This window comes from Spiractinospora alimapuensis, from assembly GCF_018437505.1.
Lineage (GTDB): Bacteria > Actinomycetota > Actinomycetes > Streptosporangiales > Streptosporangiaceae > Spiractinospora > Spiractinospora alimapuensis.
On the sequence record NZ_CP072467.1, the window covers coordinates 4621613 to 4642709 of the forward strand.

The following is a 21097-nucleotide window of genomic DNA, read 5'->3' on the forward strand; positions in this document are numbered from 1 at the left end:
CCGACCAACCCAGGCCGGTCCGGAACGTCGCGCGGACCACCAGCACGACCACAACGAACGCGAAGGGCGGAATCGATGGCGCTCGTGGCAGGGGTGGACTCCTCCACCCAGGGCACCAAGGTCGTGGTGCGAGACGCCACGACCGGACGGCTGGTGCGGCAGGGAACGGCGCCCCACCCGGAGGGAACCGAGATCGACCCCGAGGTGTGGTGGCAGGCCCTCCTCAATGCCTCCGACGGGGTCCTGGACGGGGTCGAGGCGATCTCCGTGGCGGCCCAGCAGCACGGCATGGTGGCCCTCGACGACGCCCGCGCGGTGATCCGCCCCGCGCTGCTGTGGAACGACACCCGGTCCGCGCGGGCGGCTGACGACCTGGTCGCCGAACTCGGTGGCGCCTCGGCGTGGGTGGAGGCCACCGGCGCGGTTCCCGTCGCCAGCTTCACCGTCACCAAGCTGCGTTGGCTCGCCCAGCACGAACCCGAGAACGCCCGCCGCACCGCCCAGGTCCTGCTCCCGCACGACTGGCTGACCTCCCGACTGACCGGCGCGGAGCAGAGCACCACCGACGCCGGCGACGCGTCCGGCACCGGGTACTTCTCGGCGGCGACCGGAGAGTACCGACCGGACCTGCTGCGGATGGCGCTCGGTTCGCGACCCGCACTGCCCGGGTCGCCGCCCCGTCCGAGGCCGTGGGGTCGGTGCGGGCACCGGAGCTCCCGTCGATCGACGTGGTGGCGTGCGGGACCGGCGACAACATGGGCGGAGCGCTGGGACTCGGTGTGGAGCCGGGGGACGTGGTGGTGTCCATCGGCACCTCCGGCACCGCCTTCGCCACCGCCACCGGCCCCGCCGCGGACCCCTCCGGCGCCGTGGCCTCGTTCGCGGACGCCACCGGCAGGTTCCTCCCGTTGGTCTGCACCCTGAACGCCGGACGCGTCCTGACCGCGGGGGCGCAGGCCCTGGGCGTGGACAGCGCGACCTTCGACGAACTCGCCCTCTCCGCACCGCCCGGCGCGGGTGGCCTGGTGCTGCTGCCCTACCTCGACGGCGAGCGCACGCCCAACCTGCCCGACGCGACGGGCGTCCTTCGGGGCATCACCCGGGCCACGATGCGTCCGGAGTACGTCGCCCGCGCCTTCGTCGAGGGGATGCTGTGCGGTCTGGCGGACGCCGTCGCCGAGCTCGAGGCCCACGGGGTGGTGACCCGCCGAATCCTGCTCATCGGTGGGGGAGCGCGGTCCGCCGCCGTCCGCTCGATCGCCCCCCAGGTGTTCGGCCGCCCGATCACCGTCCCGCCGCCCGGGGAGTACGTGGCCGACGGAGCGGCCCGTCAGGCCGCCTGGGCGCTGTCAGGAAGCTCCACTCCGCCGGAGTGGGACGCACTCGCCGCCGCCGAGACACACGAGGCGACACCCCAACCCGTGATTCGGGAGCAGTACGCCGCCACGACATGGAGATGAGGACACACGTGCCCGACTACCAGCCCACCCCCGAGGACCGGTTCAGTTTCGGCCTGTGGACCGTTGGCTGGCGGGGAGTCAACACCTTCGGATCCCCCGTCCGCGAACCGCTCGACCCCGGCGAGGCAGCCCGACGCATCGGCGACCTCGGCGGCTACGGACTCACCTTCCACGACGACGACCTCTTCCCCCCGGACGCCACCAGTGCCGAGCGGGAGTCAGTGCTGAAGCCCCTGCGCGCGGCGCTGGCGGAGAGCGGCGTCCAGGTGCCCATGGTCACCACCAACCTCTTCTCCCACCCCGTCTTCCGGGACGGCGGCTTCACCTCCAACAGCCGCGATGTGCGCCGCTACGCGCTGCGTAAGGTCATCCGCAACATCGACCGCGCCGTGGAGTTCGGAGCCAGCACCCTGGTGTGCTGGGGCGGCATGGACGGCGCCGAGAGTGAGGCGGCCAAGGACTCCCGCGTCGCGCTGGACCGGTTGCGCGAGGCGTTCAACGTCCTGACGACCTACGTGCGGGACCAGGGCTACGACCTCCGAATCGCCGTGGAACCCAAGCCGAACGAACCGCGGGGGGACATCCTCCTGCCCACGCTCGGACACGCGCTGGCCTTCATCAACGAGCTGGAGCATCCGGAGATGGTGGGCCTCAACCCGGAGGTCGGCCACGAGCAGATGGCGGGCCTGAACTTCGCGCACGGGGCGGCGCAGGCACTGTGGCACGGCAAGCTGTTCCACATCGACCTCAACGGCCAGCGCGGAGTGAAGTACGACCAGGACCTGCGGTTCGGCGCGGGCGACCTCAAGGAGGCGTTCTACCTGGTCGACCTGCTGGAGCGGGGCGGATACCAGGGTCCGAAGCACTTCGACTTCAAGCCGCTGCGCACCGAGGACTACGACGGAGTGTGGGCCGCCGCCGCCGCGTGCATGCGCAACTACCTCATCCTCCGCGACCGCGCGGCGGCGTTCCGAGCGGACCCGGCCGTCAGTGACGCCTTGCGGGCGTCTCGGGTGTTCGAGCTGCGTCAACCCACCCTCGCGGACGGCGAGTCCGTCGAGGACCTGCTGGAGGAGACGATCGACCTGGACGCCGTCGGGCCGCGGGGCTACCACATGGAGCACCTCGACCAGCTCGCGTTGGAACACCTGATGGGCGTCCGGTGAGAGGCGTGGGCACCACGCGGTGACGCCGCGGAGGAGTCGGCGTCACCAGGGCCGGTATGGCCGGTATGGCCGGTGTGGCCGCTAGGTCGCCTCGTCGTCGAAGGGTGGCCGGCGGCCGTTGAGGCCGGCGGTGGAGCGGCGACGGGGGCGGCCGCGGCTGTCGTCCTCGTCCTCCAGGAGGTGGCGGCGGACGAAGGCCTTGGGGTTGAGGTCGTTGACGTCGAAGTCCTTGAACTCCGGGCCGAGCCCGTCCTGGAGGTCCTTCTTGGCGCTGGTCGCCATCTTGCGGAGCTGGCGCAGGACCGAACCGACCTGCTGGATCGCTTTGGGAAGCTTGTCGGGTCCGAAGATGAGCAGCCCGAGGACCGCCAGGATGACGAACTCCCCGCCACTGATCCCGAACATCGCTCAGCTCCCCTCCGGAGCCGGGCCCCGGGATTGGCACCTACCAGGACCACATTATCCGCACTGGTCCGGGAGCCGGTAGACGCGGTGTGGAGCGACGCCCGAGGTGGCGTGCCGCACACGCGAACGGCCCCCACCGAAAAGGGGAGGGGGCCGAGCGAAGACCTTTAGAGCGCGCGCACGTCCTTGGCCTGTGGACCCTTCGGTCCCTGAGTAATCTCGAACTCGACTGCCTGATTTTCCTCGAGGTTGCGGAATCCACTGCCAACAATGGCGGAGTAGTGGACGAACACGTCCGATCCCCCACCCTCGACGGCGATGAATCCATAACCCTTCTCAGAGTTGAACCATTTCACGGTTCCCTGAGCCATGTGCTCTCCCTTTGGAGGACTGCAACGGGACCGCACCGTGCTGGTCCCGGGCTGCTGGGCGCCCACCCGAGGAGAGTCCTCTTGTCCAGCGCCCACGTGAAGTTCCACGGGCGCCATCGGCTCCAGGAAACTACAACCGCAACCGGTTTGACCCTACCAGTCGGCACCGCCAATTGCCGACTGTTCCTGGCTTCACATTCGCCACTCCGGTGCGCTTATCCGCAGCTTATCCCCCTGCGTTTCCACTGATCCAGGTCTCGAACCACATGCGGTCCGCCCACACCTCCCGCGGGATGATCTCCGCACTCAACACCGGGTACAAGTACACGAAGTTGATGACGATCAACAACAGTGCGGCGCCGAACACAACTCCCCCCAGCACACGACGCGTTTGGGAGAAACCCGTCGTTCCGGCGTCGGGGCCGAGCAACAGGCCGAGCGTGAGAACGATTCCCAGAATCAGGAAGGGCAGAGCGGGCAACGCGTAGAAGACGAACATCGTGCGGTCGGGAAAGGCGATCCAGGGCAGGATGGTCGCGGCCACCCCGATCAGGACGGCGCCTGCCCGCCAGTCCCGGAAGGTCATCCACCACCCGGCCATGACCACGAGCGCGATCAGCGCCATCCACCAGATCGCCGGCGTCCCCAGACCGAGGATGGTCCGCACACAGTCCTGCGCCCCGCACCCGTCGACCTCGCTGTCGAAGTGGTAGACCACCGGGACGCGCATGACCAGCCAGTCCCACGGCATGGACATGTAGTCGTGCTCGGAGGAGAGTTGGCTGTGGAACGACAACATGTTGGCGTGGTAGTGCCACAGGCTCCGCAGGGCGTCCACCACGGGCATCAACGGGCCGGGTGTGAGGTCCCAGATCCCCGGCGGCTGGTTCGCCGCCCAGTCCCGGTTGTGGCCGCCAGTCGTGAAGATCCACCCCGACCAGGTGACGAGGTACGTGGCGAACGAGACCACCACGACCTGCACGAACGCGGGGACGGCGTCGAAGACGAACCAACGCGGACCCACTCCCCGCAGGCCGACGGGCAGGCCGCCCACACGCAGCACGGAGTCCTGGGGCTTGCGTTGCCCGACGGCGCGGCGGGCCCCGTAGTCCCACGCCACCGTCAGCAGCCCGAAGGCCGCGATGAAGAACAGGGCCGACCACTTCGTGCCGAACGCCAACCCGAACGAGAGGCCGGCGGCCCACCGCCACCAGCGCATCCCCAGCCATCCCTCGGTCAGGAGACCCCGGTCGGCGAGGGAGACCAACCTCCTGCGCGTCTGGTCGCGGTCCAGGACCAGGAAGGTGAACCCAAGCAGGAGCCAGAAGGTGAGGAAGATGTCCACCATGGCGATCCGGCTCATGGTGAAGTGCAGTCCGTCCACCGACATGACCACGCCGGCCGCGCCGCCCAGCAGGATGGACCGCGTCATGCGGATCGCCAGAATGACCAGCAGCACCACCGACAAGGTGCCGAACACCGCCGCCGCGAACCGCCACCCCACCGGTGACATCGCCGTGCCGAACGGAAGAACCCCCCAGAACCAGTCACCCAGCGCGATCATCCACTTGCCCACGGGGGGATGGACGACGACGCTGCCCCCGTCGGTGAAGATGTCCGTCTGGCCCTGCGAGAGCATGTCGTCGGCCATGTCCGCGGACTCGGCGCGCTCGTCGGGATAGTCGACGGTCTCCCGCTCGTAGCCGAACTGCCACAGTCCGAAGGCGTCCTTGGCGTAGTAGGTCTCGTCGAAGTAGATCTGGCTGGGCTCGCCCAGCCGGAAGAACCTCAGCACACCCGCGAACGCCCCGATCAGTAGGGCCGGTGCCCACCTCAGCCACCACGGGCCGGGGAGCGGAGGGGCCAGCCGGGCACGGCGAGCGGTCTCACGGTCGGCGACGGGCGGCTGAGCGGAAGAAACGGCAGTGGATGACATCGTGGCCAATACTGGAAGGAGGGACACGTCGCGGTACGCCCGGCACGGCGCCGCGGTAAACGGTATCGAAAAGAGATTATGGCGGTGGCATGGCTGAGCACACGGACATCGGCGCGAGTGGGCGACTCACCCTCGCAGGGATGCCGATCGGTCAGCCGCTCGACGCCTCCCCCCGGCTCCGCGTCGCCTTGGAGGACAGCCCGATCATCGCGGCGGAGGATACACGGCGGCTGCGGCGGTTGGCCAGCGAGCTCAAGCTGGACATCGGGCGGGCGCGGGTGCTGTCCTACTTCGAGGGAAACGAACGGGGACGCGCCCCACAACTCCTGGAGGAGCTGAAACAGGGCGTCGACGTACTCCTCGTCACCGACGCCGGAATGCCGGGTGTCTCCGACCCCGGGTACCGCCTCGTGGCCGGATGTGTCCAAGCCGACATACCCGTCACGGTAATTCCCGGCCCCTCCGCGGTGACGGCCGCACTCGCCGTGTCCGGGCTCCCCACCGACCGGTTCTGTTTCGAGGGGTTCCCGCCCCGTAAGGGGCAGGCACGACGGTTCGAGGCGCTCGCTCGAGAGCCGCGCACGATGGTGTTCTTCGAGTCGCCCCGGCGTCTCGGCCCCACCCTCGACGCGATGGCCACGGCCTTCGGACCGAACCGCTCCGCTGTCGTGTGCCGAGAGCTCACCAAGACCTTCGAGGAGGTACGCCGCGGGTCCCTGGCCGAGCTGGCGACCTGGGCTCACGAGGGCGTCCGCGGCGAGATCACCCTCGTCGTCGCCGGCGACACCGGGGAGGAGCGCGGCCCGGTCACGGTCGAGGCCCTGGCGAAGGCCGTCGCCGAACGGGAGGAGGAGGGCACCCACCGGAAACAGGCCATCGCGGAGGTGGCGAAAGAGACCGGGGTACCCAAGCGCGAGGTGTACGACGCCGTGCACAAGGGGTGAGGGCGGCGCCGTAGCCAGTCGTGCGACCCCATGTTCGTGGGGCTCCACGTCCGCATACGCGCAGCGGCAGGAAAGCAAGGGATCGCCCCTCGTCTCCGCCAGCCCCTCGGGCACTGGACATGGGGTGGCCACTGTCGCGCCGTGGCAGGCGCGGCCGGTCGACAGGTCCCGTCCGGGCGGCGGGCGCGGAACCGGGCGTCGTGGTCGCCCACACGCCTCCGCGCGCCGGCACGGCGGCCTCGGAACGCACCGCGGGGGGTGCCCGGTGTGGGCACCCCCCGCGGCCGAACTCGCTGCGGCTAGACGATCGCGCCGTCGTCCTCGTCGCGCGTGCGCTCCATCTCCTTCCGGCGCTTGGACTGGCGTTCCTTGATGACGTGTGGCGCGGCCGTGCGGTCCCACCGCTGCAACCACGCCGCCAGGGGCGCCGCGATGAACACGGTCGAGAACACACCGGCGATCAGGCCGACCAGCATCGCCACCGCGAAGTTGGTGAGCGACTCCCCACCGAAGACGGCGAGGACCGACAGGATGAACACCGCGCCGATGGTGGTGTTCACCGTCCGGGGCAGGGTGTGCAGGATCGCGGAGTTCGCGATGTCCTTGAACGATCGCTTGTCGTCCTTCGCCCACTCGTCCCTGATCCGGTCGAAGACCACGACGGAGTCGTTGACCGAGAAGCCGATGACACTCAGCATCGCGGCCAGGAACACCCCGTCGAGCGGCGCGCCGAGGAAGGTGAACAGGCCGATCACCAGCACGACGTCGAAGCCCAGCGCCAGCATAGTGGCGAGACCGAACGACCAGCGGAACCGCCAGGCGAGGTAGGCCATCTGGACCGCGAGCGCGATGCCCAGGGCGAGCAGCGCCTGGTTCCGTAGCTGGTCACCCAGGCTCGGGCCGATCATCTCGTCGGAGACCCGATCCACGTCACCACCCTCGGTGGCCAGCGCGTCCTCAATCTCCTGAGCTTCGGCGTTGTCCAGCGGGCCGGTGCGCACGGCGATGTCGCCCTCACCGGACTCCTGGACGACCGCCTGCGGGTATCCCGCGTCGGCCACGATGGTGCGGGCCTCGTCGACGTCGATCTCCTCCGACACGGAGAAGTCCATGATGCGCCCGCCGGTGAACTCCACACCGAAGTTCTTCGGCATGATCGCGATACCGGCGATCGCGACGGCGGCGATCACACCGGCGATGCTCAGCCAGAGACCACCGCGCCCCATCAGGTTGGGGTTGCGCTCCACGAGCCAGGTGCGCACCCTGCTGAACTGCGAGATTCCGGTGATGTCCGGGTGACGCTTGACCACCTTGCGACGAATCGCCCACTCGGTCAGCACCCGGGCGATGATCAGAGCGGAGACCATGGAGGCGATGGTGCCGATGGTCAGCGTCCAACCGAAGCCCTGCACCGGCCCCGACGCCAGGAAGATCAACAGGATGGCGGCGAGGATGGTGGTGATGTTGGTGTCGATGATCGCGCTCCACGCGTGCTTCGTTCCGTTCACGAAGGAACGCTGCAGGTTGGGCGGGATCGCGCGACGGCGTCGGCGGGAGCGGCCTGGCTGTTCTCCGGCCTCGGCCTCTTCCTCTGTGGCGTCCTGCATGCCGGCCGACTTGTTGGAGTCGTAGACCTGTTTCTCGCGCTGGTATTCCTCTCGCGCTCGTTCGAAGATGAGCACGTTGGCGTCGATCGCCATACCGATCGCCAGCACGAAACCGGCGAGGCCGGGCAGTGTGAGCGTCGCGCCGAGCACCACCAGGGCGCCGTAGGCGATCAGGGTGTAGCACGCCAGCGCGATCGAGGCGAGGAAGCCGACCAGTCGGTAGGCGAAGCAGATGTAGATGATGGTCAACGCGAGGCCGACCAGAGCGGCCTTCCAGCTCGCGTCGATCGCGTCCGCGCCGAGTGTCGGGCCGACGGTCCGCTGCTCGATCTGCTCGACCGGGAGCGGCAGCGCGCCACCCTCGATCAGTACCGCGAGGTCCTCCGCGCTCTCCTGGTCGAAGTTGCCGGTGATGGAGGTGGATCCCCCGGTGATACCGACACCTTCCTCGACGTCCGGGTTGACCTGGGGTGAGGAGATGACCTGGTTGTCGAGCACGATGGCGACACGGCGCCGCGGGTCGCCCGGGTCGTAGGCCGCGGCTTCACCGGTGAGCTGGGCCCACGCGTCGCGTCCGTCACCACGGAAGGACACGTTGACCATCCAGGCCGTCTGGAACTCGTCCAGGGACGCCTCCGCGCTGCTGACGTCCTCGCCCTCGATCTCCGCCGGGCCGAGCTGCAGCATCTGCCCCTCTTCGTCGGGCAGTTCGAGTTCGACGTCCTCGGGGTCGGCCGGTTCGACCGCGGGAGGCATTCCGCCTCCGCCCTGCTCCTGCTGCAGTTGCTGGAGCTCCTGGATCTGCTCCTCGGTGAGCTCGCCGCCCTCCTCCGGGGCGTCCTCGCCGCCTTCGTCCTCAGGGGAGGAGGGGGCACGCGCCTCGTCGGCCTCGTCGCCGGCGTCCTCGTCGGGGGCGTCCTCGTCCTGCGGTGGCAGGCCCTCGCCCAGCTCCTCGCCGGGCATCCCGGGCTGCTGCGCCCCCGGGTCAGCCACGCCCACGACCGGGTGGAAGGTCAGTTGCGCCGTCGTCCCCAGGATGTCGGCCGCTTCCGTCGGGTCCTGGACCCCGGGCAGCTCCACGATGATCCGGTTCTCGCCGGACCGCGTGATGGTGGACTCGGCGACACCGAGGGAGTCGATGCGCTGCCGGAGGACCTCGACCGCCTTCTCGGTGTTCTCGGCGTTCGCCTCGACCCCCGAGTCGGAGTCGTGTGTCTCCAGCACGATCTGCGTGCCGCCGCTGAGGTCCAACCCCAGTTGCGGCGGTATGTAGAGCGCGGCGCCGAGGGCGCCGAGCATGACGAGCAGGGAGAAGACCGCGCGGAGAACGCGCCCCCCCGCCCCGGATGAAGTGGACAAGACCTACGACCTTTCGCGACGAAAACCAACACGGACCCACGTGCGCGCCGCGAGGCGGATCAAGGCACGTGGATCAGAAGGACATGACCAGTGGGGGTGCGGTGTGTACGGCGGCCCGTGGCGGACCGGAACATCTCACGCGACCCCGAACCGTTGCCCCTCCGGTGGTCCGCGCTGGTGGGCGCTGGATACGTGTCCCGACGCCGGGACTTCCCCGTAGGCGTCCGTCACCCAGGTGGGGGCGAACGTGGGAAGGGGAGCGACGAACTCGCCGATGATCCCGTGGTCGGCGTGGCTGGCGGGAGACGGACGCGGATCGGCGTTCCCACCCTTCACCGCGGAGGCGGCGGAAATAACCCCGCGAAGCGGACCGACACTGGGTATGCCGCCCTGGTCCGTCGCGCTCTCAGAGGCGACCTGCCCCCGATCCGCGTGGTCCGCGTGCGCCGAGCCCGCCGTGGTCGACGGAAGCAGGACCGCCACAGCGAGCAGCAGGAGAGCGAGGGCGCGCGCCATTCGCCACCTCCTACGACACGATGACCCCAGGGAACTCGGCCCGCCCAACCCTACTGGCTCACCCGCATGCTGTGCGTTCCGCGCCTACCACCAAGGTGAACAGGTGTGCTAGCCGGCCCCGTACGTCGCTTGACCCAAGGCGCATGCACCCAGAGGATCAACGGGCAGGGGAGAGGCGTTCACCAATGGCAGCCGCCGCTGCGTCCGGAGCGGCGCCGGGAGAGGCGAGGTGTGTCTGTTATGTCGGATTCTCGAGAAGTGAAGAAATTCGGTACTTTCCAGTGGTAAGTGCGCTGGTCGGCAAGTGTCTGTTCCCCGCACGCGGGGATGGCCCAATGCCCGATTTCTAACTTCCGGTATGTGGGGCGTCTGTTCCCCGCACGCGGGGATGGCCCCGCGCGAGTCGCGTCACCCACGGGGACATGGGGGTCTCTTCCCCGCACGCGGGGATGTTCCTTTCCACCGGTAGATCAGAAAAGCGATGGTGATGTCCTCTCCCCGCGCGGGGATGGCCCCGTTCACCACCACGACCACCCCCCACCGGCGGCGTCCTCTCCCCGCGCGCGGGGATGGCCACTACCGGCTGCAACTCCCCGGTGAGGTGGGGGGTCTCTTCCCTCCGCGCGGTGATAGCCCGCCGGCCGATGCTTCACCAGATGCCTCCGATGCGGTCTCCTCCCCCCCCCGTCGGGCTGGTCCTTGGCGGGGGTCGAGGCGGTGGTACAGGGGGCCTTCGCGGTGGGTAGTGGCTTGTCGCGTGTGGCGTGCGGGTGGGGCGGTGGCCGTGTGGCGCGTCTGGGGACGGCCTAGACTTCCCTGCTGTGAGCACCAGCAAGCGCGCCGGTCAGGCCGTTCGTAACCGCAACGCACAGACACCACCACCCGCGCCCGACGCCCTGGCGGTGCGGGTGCCCGACAGCCACACCCACATGGACATGCAGTCGGCGGGGGTGGGTGAGATCATCGCCGCCGCGGCGGACGTCGGGGTGGGGCCGCTGATCCAGGTCGGTGTGGACGTCGCATCGTCGCAGTGGGCGGCGGAGCAGGCGGCGCAGTTCGACGACGTGTGGGCGGCGGTGGCACTGCACCCCAACGAGGCGCCCCGGATCGTCCACGGGGACGGAGCCGAGGGGGTCGAACCGGAGTCCACGGGATGGGCGGGCAACCAGCGACCCGCCGCGGGCAAGGAAGGCCTCGAGGACGCCCTCGCCGAGATCGACCGGCTCGCCGGACTGCCGCAGGTGCGTGCCGTCGGGGAGACCGGGCTCGACTTCTTCCGGACCGGGCCGACCGGGGTCGCCACCCAGGAGGAGTCCTTCCGGCGACACATCGAGATCGCCAAGCGGCATGACGTCGCCCTCGTGGTGCACGACCGGGACGCCCACGACGACGTCCTGCGGGTACTGGCCGAGGAGGGCGCGCCGGAGCGGGTGGTCCTGCACTGCTTCTCCGGGGACGTGCACCTCGCGCGGGCCTGCGGCGAGCGCGGCTACTACATGAGCTTCGCGGGGAACGTCACCTTCGCCAACGCCGGGGCGCTCCGTGAGGCCGCACAGGTCGCGCCAGCCGAGCTGATCCTGGTGGAGACCGACGCGCCGTTCCTCACTCCCGTGCCCTACCGCGGACGCCCCAACGCCCCCTACCTGATCCCGCTCACCCTGCGGGCCCTGGCCGCCGAGCGGGGCGAGGACGAGAACGTGCTGGCCGCCAAGGTGGCCGAGAACACGCGACGTGCCTTCGGGCTGTAGCGCGCTGTCCCGCCCGAGCGGGAACCCTGCGAAAATGGGGACGTGAGTGACAGCGACACCGGTGCATCGACGTCCACCCTGCTGACAACCGCGGAGGTGCGGCGGTTGGCCCGGGAGCTGGATCTGCGCCCCACCAAGACCCTGGGGCAGAACTTCGTGATCGACCAGGGGACCGTGCGGCGCATCGTGCGCCGTTCCGGGGTGGGGCCCGAGGACGTCGTCGTGGAGGTGGGGCCGGGCCTGGGATCGCTGACGCTCGGCCTGCTGCCCGAGGCGCGCCGGGTCACCGCCGTGGAGATCGATCCGGTGCTCGCCGGCGCCCTGCCCGGCACGGTGGAGCGGCACGCGCCCGACCTCACCGACCGGCTCGTCGTGGTGAACGCCGACGCCCTGCGTCTGGGCAGCGTGCCAGGCCCGGAGCCGACCGCGCTCGTCGCGAACCTTCCCTACAACGTCGCCGTGCCGGTGGTGCTGCACCTGCTCGAGCTCGTGCCCACGCTACGGCGGTCCCTGGTCATGGTGCAGGCGGAGGTCGCCGACCGGCTGGTCGCGGGACCGGGGTCGCGGACCTACGGTTCTCCGTCGGTGAAGGCGGCCTGGTACGCCGACGCGACCCGCGCCGGATCCATCGGCCGGGCCGTGTTCTGGCCCGCTCCCAACGTCGACTCCGCGCTGGTCGAACTCGTCCGCCGTCCACCACCGGACACCACCGCGAGCCGCGAGGACGTGTTCGACGTCATCGACGCCGCGTTCGCCCAGCGCCGCAAGACCCTCCGCTCCGCCCTCGCCCGCTGGGCGGGCAGCCCCACCGCCGCCGAGTCGGCGCTACGCACCGCCGGGATTCCCCCGAGCACCCGCGGCGAGGCACTCGACATCACCGCCTTCACCCGTATCGCTGAGGCCAAGGCGGTCGAGGGCGGCGACGAGTCGTCCTAGCCGGGTGGGCTGAGGCGCCGTCAGAGGCGTGCCCCCGCACCGGGTGGGTGCGGGCGACCTCGCTGTGGCAGGTGAATGTGCCCACCCACCGGATGAATGTGGGCGAACTTCCCTGGGTGCGGAGAAATCCTGGTGGGGGAGGTACCTCGCGTGGGCTCGGGGGTCGGAAGGCTCGGCCTAGTTGGTCTCGGACACGCGGTCGGGGACGGGGATGCGGGCGCCGTCGCTGGTCTCGTTGCCGCGGAGGACGAGGTGTTCGGGGGTCTGGCCGTCCTCGATGAGGAAGACGATCGTGCCCTGGCCGTAGTCCCCGGGGCGTAGAGGCTCCCAGAGGGTGTCGTCGTCCTCGGTGGCGGGCCGCTCCGCAGGGTACTCCTGGTTGTCGGTTTCCAGGGACTGCCACTCGTGCTGGAGCCGCGTGGTGTCGCTGGAGATGTTCTCGACCTCGACCGTGAACCGGCAGAACGAGCCGTTCTCCGAGGAGAGGACACCGTGGGACTCGAGCCCACACTGTGCCTCGGCGACGGTGAAGGTCATCCAGGGGTCGCTCTCCCTGCTGGGGAACGCGCCCTCTTCCTCGGGCTCCTGCTCGGGCGGCGGGGCGTCCTGCTCGTCGTCCTGGGCGGCGCCGGCGGACTCGTCGTCCTGCCACGGGAGCGCGATCTGTCCGCTCATGCCCAGCCAGGTGAACAGGATGACGAACACCAGGAGCAGGACGCTGCCGACGATCGCGCCGGCGGTGAGCCAACGGATGCGCCGCTTCTCCGGGTCGACCGGCTTGTTCTGCTGTGGGACGGGCGGTATGTAGGGCTGACCAGGGTGGGCGTGGCCACCGTTCTGTCCCTGGCCGGGCTGAACGATGGGCACGGGGCCCGTCTGGTTGGGGGGGACCACCGGAAACTGACCCGTGTTACGCGCCGCCTGGTGTCCCGCGGGTACGGGTTGGCCGGGCTGGCCCTGCTGGCCGGGACCGGGCGGACCCGGGGGCGGTGGTTGGACCGGGGGAGCGGGGCGTTGCATCGCCTGGCTCTGGTTCGCGGGCATCCCCGGAGGCGGCCCCGGTGGGGGCGGTCCGGTCGGATGGGCACCGTAGGGCGCGGGGGCGTACGGCCCGCCAGGCATGGGGCCACCCATGGGGGGCGCGCCCGGCGGCATGGGGGGCAGGTTGGGCCGCCACGACTGGTGCAACGCGTGGCTCACCAGGGCGTTGGGGTCGTTGGGGTTGCTCTCGCCCCCACCCCCGGCCAGCTCCAGCAGGAGGTCCTGAGCCTTGGGCCGCCGCTCGGACTCCTTGGACAACGCCGCCCGCACCAACCGGTCCAGCGGACTGTCCAGCGCCCCGAGCTGCGGCTCGGCGAAGAGCACCCGCTTGCCCAGGGTCATGGCGTCGCCGTTGCCGAACGGGTGGCTCCCGGTGCCCGCGTAGGCCACCAGACATCCCCACGCGAAGATGTCGGCCTTCGTGGTGACCGTCTCCTCCAGCAACTGCTCCGGTGCCATCCAGCCGGGGCTGCCCATGACGATGCCGGTCTGCGTGTGATTGGAGTGCGTGTTCAGCGCGCGGGCGATGCCGAAGTCGATGACGCGCGGACCGGACAGCGACAACAGCACGTTCGCCGGCTTCAGGTCGCGGTGTACCAGCCCCGCACCGTGAATCGCGGCCAACGCGGCGGCGATCCCCAGAGCGAAGCCGTGCAGGGTGCTGGAGTCCAGCGGCCCGTTCTCCACGATGTGCTCGGCGAGCGCGGTGCCGGAGATGTACTCGGTCACCATGTAGGGACGGTTCTCGAAGGTGCCGTGGTCCAGCACCTTCGCCGTACAGAAGGAGGCGACGCGTCGCGCGTTCTCCATCTCGTCGCGGAACCGGGCCCGCGTCGCCTCGTCGAAAGCGAGCTCCGGGCGGATGACCTTGATCGCGACGAGGGACTCGCGTTCGGAGGAGCGGCCGAGATAGACGGTGCCCATGCCACCACTGCCCAGGCGCCCAGCAAGGACGTAGGGGCCGATGGCGGCCGGATCTCCGGCGGCCAACGACTCCAGGTTCTTAGGGAGCCCATCCGAGGCCAAGCGACCCTCCCGACGGTCAGGGCGACTCTGGTGGATATACGTCCCTACTCGGCGACGCTCAGATCACACCGCTGCGTTCTCGTCTCGTGCGCTAGGTACGACGCTGCTCCCTCTCCGGTCGTTTCATGTGACGGTTCCAAGGGACGCACCTCACGAATCCCCCTGCAGCCGTCGTTAGCACTCAGAAGTTACCCTTCTGGCCCCAAAGGTAGCGGTGATTGGTGCGCTACACCCACCCGTGAGACCTCATCTGGACGTGCGAGATCGGCACGGTACCGGCTACACATGGATTTTCCCACACCGGTCGGGATCTGGTGGTCGCCCGCCGCGGCGGCCGACCCAGGGGCGACACTCTAGGATGATGGACCCGTGACCTCCTCTTCCAGCCCCGTACGTGTGCGCGTCCCCGCCAAGGTGAACCTACGCCTGGCCGTCGGGCCCCCGCGCGGCGACGGCTTCCACCCACTGGTCAACGTCTTCCACGCGGTGTCGCTGTTCGACGAGCTCGACGCACGCCTCGCCGACCCGAGTGGTGACTTCGTCACACTCAGCGTTGAAGGGGCGGGCGCGGGTGTTCCGCTGGGGGCCGACAATCTGGTCGTCCGCGCGGCGGAACTGCTCGCAGCCGAGACGGGGAACGGGCGGCCCGTGGCGATCCGCCTGCACAAGGCCATCCCGGTCGCGGGAGGCATGGCGGGCGGTAGCGCGGACGCCGCCGCGGCGCTCCGAGCCTGCGACGCGCTGTGGGAAACCCGCCTCGGCGACGCGGAGCTGAACGAGTTGGCCGCTCGGCTCGGCAGCGACGTGCCGTTCGCGCTGCTGGGCGGTACCGCCGAGGGCACCGGTCGCGGGGAGCACCTCACGCCGTTGCCGACCGAGGGCCGGCTGGATTGGGTGTTCGCCCTGGCCGACGGTGGCCTGTCCACCGCGGAGGTTTACCGGGTCTACGACGAGATGTACCCGGAGGCGCCCGCGCCCACCTCCGACGCGGCCCTGGCGAAGGCCCTCGCCGAGGGGGATCGGGACGCTGTCGGCCGCGCGCTCAGCAATGATCTGCAGGACGTGGCGGTGTCCCTGCGTCCCGACCTTGGGGTCACGCTGGACGCGGGACGTTCGGCCGGCGCGTTGGGGGCGTTGGTGTCCGGGTCGGGGCCGACCTGTGCCTTCCTCGCCGACAGTCCGACACACGCCGCGGAACTCGCCGAGAGGCTGGAGGCGGGAGGTCACTGCGCCCGCGCCGTGACGGCACAGGGGCCCGTCCCGGGAGCCACGATCGTCGCTCCCTGAGCGGCCGTCACCTCCCGCGTTCGAGCCGGAAGCGGTGTCCGTCCGGAACCCGCACCGTCGGTTCCGGCCCCTTTCAGCGCCGGAAGAACGTCCCCGCCGCCGTGGCGATGCCCTCGACGTCCAGGCCGTGCGCGGTGTCGTGTTCCTCGGGGGTGCCGTACCGGCGCAGCTCCATGTCCCGGCTCACGCCGAGGCCGAGCTGCCGGTGTGGATGGTCCCGCAGCGCAGCGGCGATCTCGTGGGCGGAGGTGCCGGCGAGATACGGCTCCACGACGAGGACGTCGGCCGTCCCCGCCGCCGCGACCGCGCGGTTGAGGCCGGCGCGGTCGAAGGGGCGCACGGTCGAGGTGTACAGGACCGTCACGTCCAACTCCCGCGTCGCGGTGAGGACCCGGTCGAGCATCGGCCCCACCGCCACAACCACACCCGCGCTGTGCGCCGAACCTTCCCGCACCGTGACCAGGTTCGGCCCCCAGGAGTGGGACGCGGCGTTGCCCCGCGAGGACAACCGGACGTAGACCCGCTCGTCGGAGGCCAACGCGGAGAGGACGTGGGCGTCGGCCTCCTCGGCGTGACCCGGCACGTGGACGGTCCATCCCGGCAGCGTGTCGAGTAGAGCCACGTCGCCCGGCGCCATATGGGTTCGTCCGGCGGCCGAGACGTCGTAGGACCCGCCGATTCCCACCACCACCGCCCCCACGCCTTGGTGGCCGAGATCGAGCTTGAGCTGTTCGAAGGGTCGTTCCACGAGGAAGGACGAGAAGGTGTGGACCACCGGGCGCATCCCGGTCAGGGCCAGGCCACCGGCCGCGCTCACGAGGAGCTGTTCGCGGATCCCCACGTTGATGACACGATGCGGATGCCTGCCGGCGGCGCGGGCGTAGCGGTCCGTGGAGATGTCGGCGAGGAGGACGGCGACGCGCTCGTCGTCGTCCATGGCGTGGCTGATCACCGAGGCGGTGGAATCCCGCATGGGCGTGGGGCTCAGCGGGCGCGGCGGCAGGACGGGGATGGACATCAGGAGTTCCTCTCGACTTCGGCCACCACGACGAGCGGCTGTCGCGGGTGGGGTTGGGTGAACGCGTGCGCGAGCGCGTCGTGGTCGCGTCCGTTCACCACGTGGGCGGTCCAGCCCTCCGCGGTGAACCGGCTGGCGATTCCGCCTGGCCAGCCGTGGGTGGCGGAGCCGTTGTCGATCACGATTGTGGTGAGGCCGCCGAGCTCGAGGCGACCCGCGAGCTGGATCGCCTCCAGGTTGCTGCCCTCGTCCAGTTCGGCGTCGCCGACCAGGACGAACACTCGCGGCTCCGGCGCGGTGTGTTTCGCGGTCCGCGTCGTGGTCAGTCCCTGTGCGCGCAGGCCCAGCGCCGTACCGACCGCGAGCCCCAGACCGTGGCCGAGGGACCCGCTGCTGATCTCCACCCCGGGCACGAGAGCCCGGTCAGGGTGCTGGCCGAGGGGAGAGTCGAACTCCGACCATCGGCGGAGGGTGCCGAGATCGAGGAACCCCTTCGCGGCGAGCACGGCGTAGTAGGCCATCGGCCCGTGTCCCTTGGACAGCAGGAAGCGATCCCGCTGTGGGTCGTCGACTCGGTCGGGTGAGACATTGAGGATCCGGTCGTAGAGCACCCAGAGCACGTCCAGTGTGGAGGTGGCCGCTCCTTGGTGCTTCTCGTCGCCTGTCATCAGTCCGATCAGCGTTGGAAGGTCGGCGTAACGGGAGAGGACCGCCGGCGAAGCAGCTTGTGGTGTCATAGGACCAGAATGGAACCTCTACCGAACTTGAAGTCAAGCTGGTAGTTTCCTCTACATGTCCAAATCCTGGCTCACGATCGGCCAAGTCGCCGAACGCAGCGGACTGGCGAGCAGCGCCCTGCGTTTCTACGAGGACAAGGGCCTCATCGCCTCGGAACGGTCCGCCGGCAACCAACGCCGGTACCCACGCCACGTGCTGCGCCGGTTGGCGTTCATCAGCGCCGCCCAGCGCGTGGGACTCACCCTGGTCCAGATCCAGCAGGCCCTGGACAGCCTGCCCGAGGGGAGAACACCCACCACACGGGACTGGGCCATGCTCTCCCAGGAGTGGCGGGGAGAACTCGATCGGCGCATCGACGCGCTGCAGCGGCTCCGCGACCGCCTCAGCGGCTGTATCGGCTGCGGTTGCCTGTCCCTGACCTCCTGCAGCATCAACAACCCAGGCGACGAGAGCTTCGCGCAGTACGGCCCGGGTGCCCACTCGCTGATGCCCGGGGGAGACTAGGTCCACGACGGGGATGGTCCGGTCACGGTCCGGTGGCAGCGAGAATGGGATCGATGAATCTGGTCAACCTGCAGGACGTTTCCCTCGCCTACGGTCCGCTCGTGCTCCTCGACGACATTTCTCTGGGAGTCGCGGCGGGCGAACGGATCGGCGTCGTGGGACGCAACGGCGGGGGAAAGTCCACCCTGCTCTCGGTGCTCACCGGCCGCACCACCCCCGACAGCGGGCAGGTGGTGCACACCCGGGGGCTCCGCATGGGCTACCTCGCCCAGGGGGACGCCTACCCCGAGTCCACCGTGGGCGAGTTCGTGCTCAGCGGCCGTGCCGAACACGAGTGGGCCGCCAACGCCGGCATCCGTGGCATCCTCAACGGGCTCCTCGGTGGGTGGGACCTGTCCACCTCCATGAGTTCGCTCTCCGGAGGGGAACGCCGACGCGCCGCCCTCGCCCGACTCCTCGTCGACGAACACGACCTGATCGTGCTGGACGAGCCCACCAACCACCTCGACATCGAGGTCATCTCCTGGCTCGCGGAACACATCCGTGACCGTGCCGAGGCCGTGGTGGTCGTCACCCACGACCGCTGGTTCCTGGACGCGGTCTCCAACCGCACCTGGGAGGTCGTGGACGGCCGGGTGGAACGGTACGAGGGCGGGTACGCCGCCTACGTCCTGGCCAAGGCCGAACGGCAACGCATCGCCGCCGCGACCGAGGAACGCCGCCAGAACCTGATGCGCAAGGAGCTGGCCTGGCTGCGGCGCGGCCCACCCGCCCGGAGCTCCAAGCCGAAGTTCCGGGTCGACGCGGCCAACGCGCTGATCAGCGACGTGCCGCCGCCCCGTGACACCGTGGAGCTGGTCCGGTTCGCCACCGCGCGCCTGGGCAAGACCGTCATCGACGTCGAGAACGCCACCGTCCGTGCGGGCGAGCGCGTGCTGCTGCGCGACCTGACCTGGCAGCTCGGCCCCGGCGACCGGGTGGGGCTCCTCGGGGTGAACGGCTCGGGAAAGACGTCCCTGCTGCGGATCCTCGCCGCGGAGACCGAGCCCGCCTCCGGGCGGGTGCGCCTGGGCAAGACCGTGAGCTTGGCCCACCTGTCCCAGGGGCTGGCGGAACTGGATCCCACCACGCGTCCACTAACCGCGGTGGAGGAGATCCGATCTCGCATCCAGCTCGGCGACAAGGAGTACTCCGCGAGCCAGATGCTGGAGCGGTTCGGGTTCCGGGGTGAACGACAGTGGACGCCGATCCGCGACCTGTCGGGCGGGGAACGCCGCCGCCTCCAGCTCCTGCGGCTGCTCATGGGCGAACCCAACCTGTTGCTGCTCGACGAGCCCACCAACGACCTCGACATCGAGACCCTGACCGAGCTGGAGGACCTCCTCGACGGGTGGCCTGGATCGCTCGTGGTGGTCAGCCACGACCGGTATTTCCTCGAGCGCGTGAGCGACGACGTGTGGGGCCTGTTCGGCGACGAACGCCTCACCCACCTCCCCGGCGGCGTCGACGAGTACCTGCGCCGTCTGGAGAGCCGCCCCGCGCCCGGCGCGGTCACCACCGGGAGTGGCGGCCCGGCGAAGGAGCCGGCGGAGCCGGGGCAGGCCAGCGGCCCCACGGCCGCCGAGCAGCGAGCCGCGCGCAAGGAGATGCAACGCGTCGAACGCCGCCTGGAACGTATCGCCGGCCGGGAGACCGAGCTCCACGAACTCATGGCCGCGGCGGCCGAGGACTACACCCGCCTGGCCGAACTCGACACCGAACTCAAGACCCTGAGCGAGGAGAAGCAGGTCCTCGAGGAACAGTGGCTCACCGCCGCCGACTCGATCGGCGAATGACCCCCCACCGGGATCTCTCCGCTTCCAACCGGTGGGGGCGCACATTGACCCGCTATGGCGGGTGAACCAGCCCCCACACCTGTCGATGAATCACATCCCGGGCTGCCCTGCGCCGGCCGCGGAGAGTGGGCGGCGTTCGCCCCCTCTGGAAGGCCGGTGGGTGCCATCGACCCTGCGCTGGCGGGTGGGAGTGCACCCCCATCCGATGGATGTGGCTCGATTCTGACGGGGGCGGAGAAATCTCGGTAGGGGGTCAGCGGGGTAGCTCGCCGCGGAACACCTCGGCGATGAGCTGGCCGCCGGCGTCGTTGGTGTGGATGTCCGGGCCCAGGGCCGTGTCACACATCCACGTGTAGTCGCAGATCATCTGGACGTTGGTCGGGAGACCGGTGTCGGACTCCGACTCCTCGTCGTTGTCCCACTCGAACTCCCTCGCCACGTCGGCCAGGTCGACGTCGTTGGCGGCGTAGGCGTCGGCGATCTCGTCGTTCAGCTCCGCGAGGACCTCGTTTCCGTACTCGGCGAGGGCCTCACCCGTGAGCGGGGCGTCCTCGTCCTCCCCGGCGGTCTCGTCGTCGGACGCGGCGTCGGCGTCCTCATCGGTCGGTTCGTCCTCGGTGAGGGAGGCGACCACGAACGGGTTGTAATAGTTCATCCCGACGATCTGGACGTCGTCGCCCGCGGCGTCGCGAACCCGTTCCACGATGTCCGGCAGTTCGGAGTGGAGCCGGTCGAGCCCCTCGTCGACGCACTCCTCGTCGATGGTGAAGGCGTCGCCGTCCTCCTCCACACAGATCGTGAAGTTGTTGGCCCCGACGCCCAGAGTGACCAACCGCAGGCTGTCCCGGTTGTCCTCCATGAAGGCCTCGGCGGCCTCGAGCTGGGAGCCCTCGTCGTAGTGACAGAACTCCGAGCCCTCCAGCATCGAGGTGGTGTCTTCGCCAGGGCAGCCCATGGACTCGTGATCGAGCGTGGAGTCGCTGCCGTACAGGGACCGGTACAGCACCTCCGGGTAACCGTAGGGGGTCTCCCCGCCCCCGGACTCGTCGGGCTGGAAGCCGACGGCCAGGGAGTCACCGAGCGAAAGATAGGTGTCCTTCTCCAGCCCTTCGGCGTCGGCGGGCGAACACGCCGCCAACACCAGTACTCCCGCGGTCGCGAATCCAGCTATGTCCCGGCGCATGGTCACACCTCAACCTC

16 protein-coding genes and 1 pseudogene are annotated in these 21097 nt (G+C 69.8%); 8 read left to right on the forward strand and 9 right to left on the reverse strand.

Features of this window, described 5'->3' with window-relative positions; translation table 11 throughout:
- The first annotated feature begins 75 nt into the window (after window positions 1–75).
- Both xylB and xylA read left to right on the forward strand, forming a co-directional pair.
- A pseudogene (gene xylB / locus J4H86_RS21735) lies at window positions 76–1460 on the forward strand (xylulokinase).
- Between the two features lie 8 nt (window positions 1461–1468).
- The gene (gene xylA, locus J4H86_RS21740; RefSeq protein WP_236544126.1) at window positions 1469–2626 is read left to right on the forward strand and encodes a xylose isomerase; all 1158 of its coding nucleotides are present in this window, start codon (window positions 1469–1471) and stop codon (window positions 2624–2626) included.
- Window positions 2627–2707: 81 nt separating this feature from the next.
- On the opposite strand, the gene J4H86_RS21745 is transcribed toward xylA, so the two are convergent.
- From J4H86_RS21745 to J4H86_RS21755, 3 genes are all read right to left on the reverse strand, one after another.
- Window positions 2708–3031, reverse strand: coding sequence for a sec-independent translocase (locus tag J4H86_RS21745; protein WP_236539854.1), 324 nt, complete (start codon window positions 3029–3031; stop codon window positions 2708–2710).
- Between the two features lie 167 nt (window positions 3032–3198).
- Complete coding sequence (locus J4H86_RS21750) at window positions 3199–3402, reverse strand: cold-shock protein (RefSeq protein ID WP_236539856.1); 204 nt, start codon at window positions 3400–3402, stop codon at window positions 3199–3201.
- Window positions 3403–3628: 226 nt separating this feature from the next.
- Window positions 3629–5338 carry a dolichyl-phosphate-mannose--protein mannosyltransferase gene (locus tag J4H86_RS21755; RefSeq protein ID WP_236539858.1) on the reverse strand — a complete coding sequence of 570 codons (1710 nt, stop codon included), beginning with the start codon at window positions 5336–5338 and terminating at the stop codon, window positions 3629–3631.
- 89 nt (window positions 5339–5427) lie between these two features.
- On the opposite strand from J4H86_RS21755, the gene rsmI reads away from it, so the two are divergent.
- Window positions 5428–6282 (forward strand): 16S rRNA (cytidine(1402)-2'-O)-methyltransferase, encoded by an 855-nt coding sequence (rsmI, locus tag J4H86_RS21760; RefSeq protein ID WP_236539860.1) that lies wholly within the window; start codon window positions 5428–5430, stop codon window positions 6280–6282.
- Between the two features lie 299 nt (window positions 6283–6581).
- On the opposite strand, the gene secD is transcribed toward rsmI, so the two are convergent.
- Window positions 6582–9248, reverse strand: coding sequence for a protein translocase subunit SecD (gene secD, locus J4H86_RS21765; RefSeq protein WP_236539862.1), 2667 nt, complete (start codon window positions 9246–9248; stop codon window positions 6582–6584).
- Window positions 9249–9383: 135 nt separating this feature from the next.
- Window positions 9384–9764, reverse strand: a complete 381-nt coding sequence (locus tag J4H86_RS21770; RefSeq protein ID WP_236539864.1) for a hypothetical protein — start codon at window positions 9762–9764, stop codon at window positions 9384–9386.
- 821 nt (window positions 9765–10585) lie between these two features.
- On the opposite strand from J4H86_RS21770, the gene J4H86_RS21775 reads away from it, so the two are divergent.
- Together J4H86_RS21775 and rsmA are read left to right on the forward strand one after the other, a co-directional pair.
- Entirely contained in the window at window positions 10586–11512 is a 927-nt protein-coding gene (locus J4H86_RS21775; protein ID WP_236539866.1) for a TatD family hydrolase, read from the forward strand.
- Between the two features lie 42 nt (window positions 11513–11554).
- A complete protein-coding gene (rsmA, locus tag J4H86_RS21780) occupies window positions 11555–12448 on the forward strand; it encodes a 16S rRNA (adenine(1518)-N(6)/adenine(1519)-N(6))-dimethyltransferase RsmA (protein ID WP_236539868.1) in 894 nt (297 codons plus the stop codon).
- A gap of 177 nt (window positions 12449–12625) precedes the next feature.
- Here rsmA and J4H86_RS21785 read toward each other — a convergent pair whose 3' ends face one another.
- Entirely contained in the window at window positions 12626–14515 is a 1890-nt protein-coding gene (locus J4H86_RS21785; protein ID WP_236539870.1) for a serine/threonine-protein kinase, read from the reverse strand.
- 396 nt (window positions 14516–14911) lie between these two features.
- Between J4H86_RS21785 and J4H86_RS21790 the strand changes: the two genes are divergently transcribed.
- Entirely contained in the window at window positions 14912–15802 is an 891-nt protein-coding gene (locus J4H86_RS21790; RefSeq protein ID WP_236544127.1) for a 4-(cytidine 5'-diphospho)-2-C-methyl-D-erythritol kinase, read from the forward strand.
- 73 nt (window positions 15803–15875) lie between these two features.
- Here J4H86_RS21790 and J4H86_RS21795 read toward each other — a convergent pair whose 3' ends face one another.
- Window positions 15876–16775, reverse strand: coding sequence for a transketolase family protein (locus J4H86_RS21795; RefSeq protein WP_394356528.1), 900 nt, complete (start codon window positions 16773–16775; stop codon window positions 15876–15878).
- Between the two features lie 44 nt (window positions 16776–16819).
- Entirely contained in the window at window positions 16820–17557 is a 738-nt protein-coding gene (locus J4H86_RS21800; protein WP_236539874.1) for a thiamine pyrophosphate-dependent enzyme, read from the reverse strand.
- Between the two features lie 55 nt (window positions 17558–17612).
- On the opposite strand from J4H86_RS21800, the gene soxR reads away from it, so the two are divergent.
- Complete coding sequence (gene soxR, locus J4H86_RS21805) at window positions 17613–18062, forward strand: redox-sensitive transcriptional activator SoxR (protein WP_236539876.1); 450 nt, start codon at window positions 17613–17615, stop codon at window positions 18060–18062.
- 53 nt (window positions 18063–18115) lie between these two features.
- Window positions 18116–19897, forward strand: coding sequence for an ABC-F family ATP-binding cassette domain-containing protein (locus tag J4H86_RS21810; RefSeq protein ID WP_236539877.1), 1782 nt, complete (start codon window positions 18116–18118; stop codon window positions 19895–19897).
- A gap of 253 nt (window positions 19898–20150) precedes the next feature.
- Here the strand turns inward: J4H86_RS21810 and J4H86_RS21815 are convergent, their stop codons facing one another.
- A complete protein-coding gene (locus tag J4H86_RS21815; protein ID WP_236539879.1) occupies window positions 20151–21080 on the reverse strand; it encodes a GDSL-type esterase/lipase family protein in 930 nt (309 codons plus the stop codon).
- Between the last annotated feature and the right edge of the window lie 17 nt (window positions 21081–21097).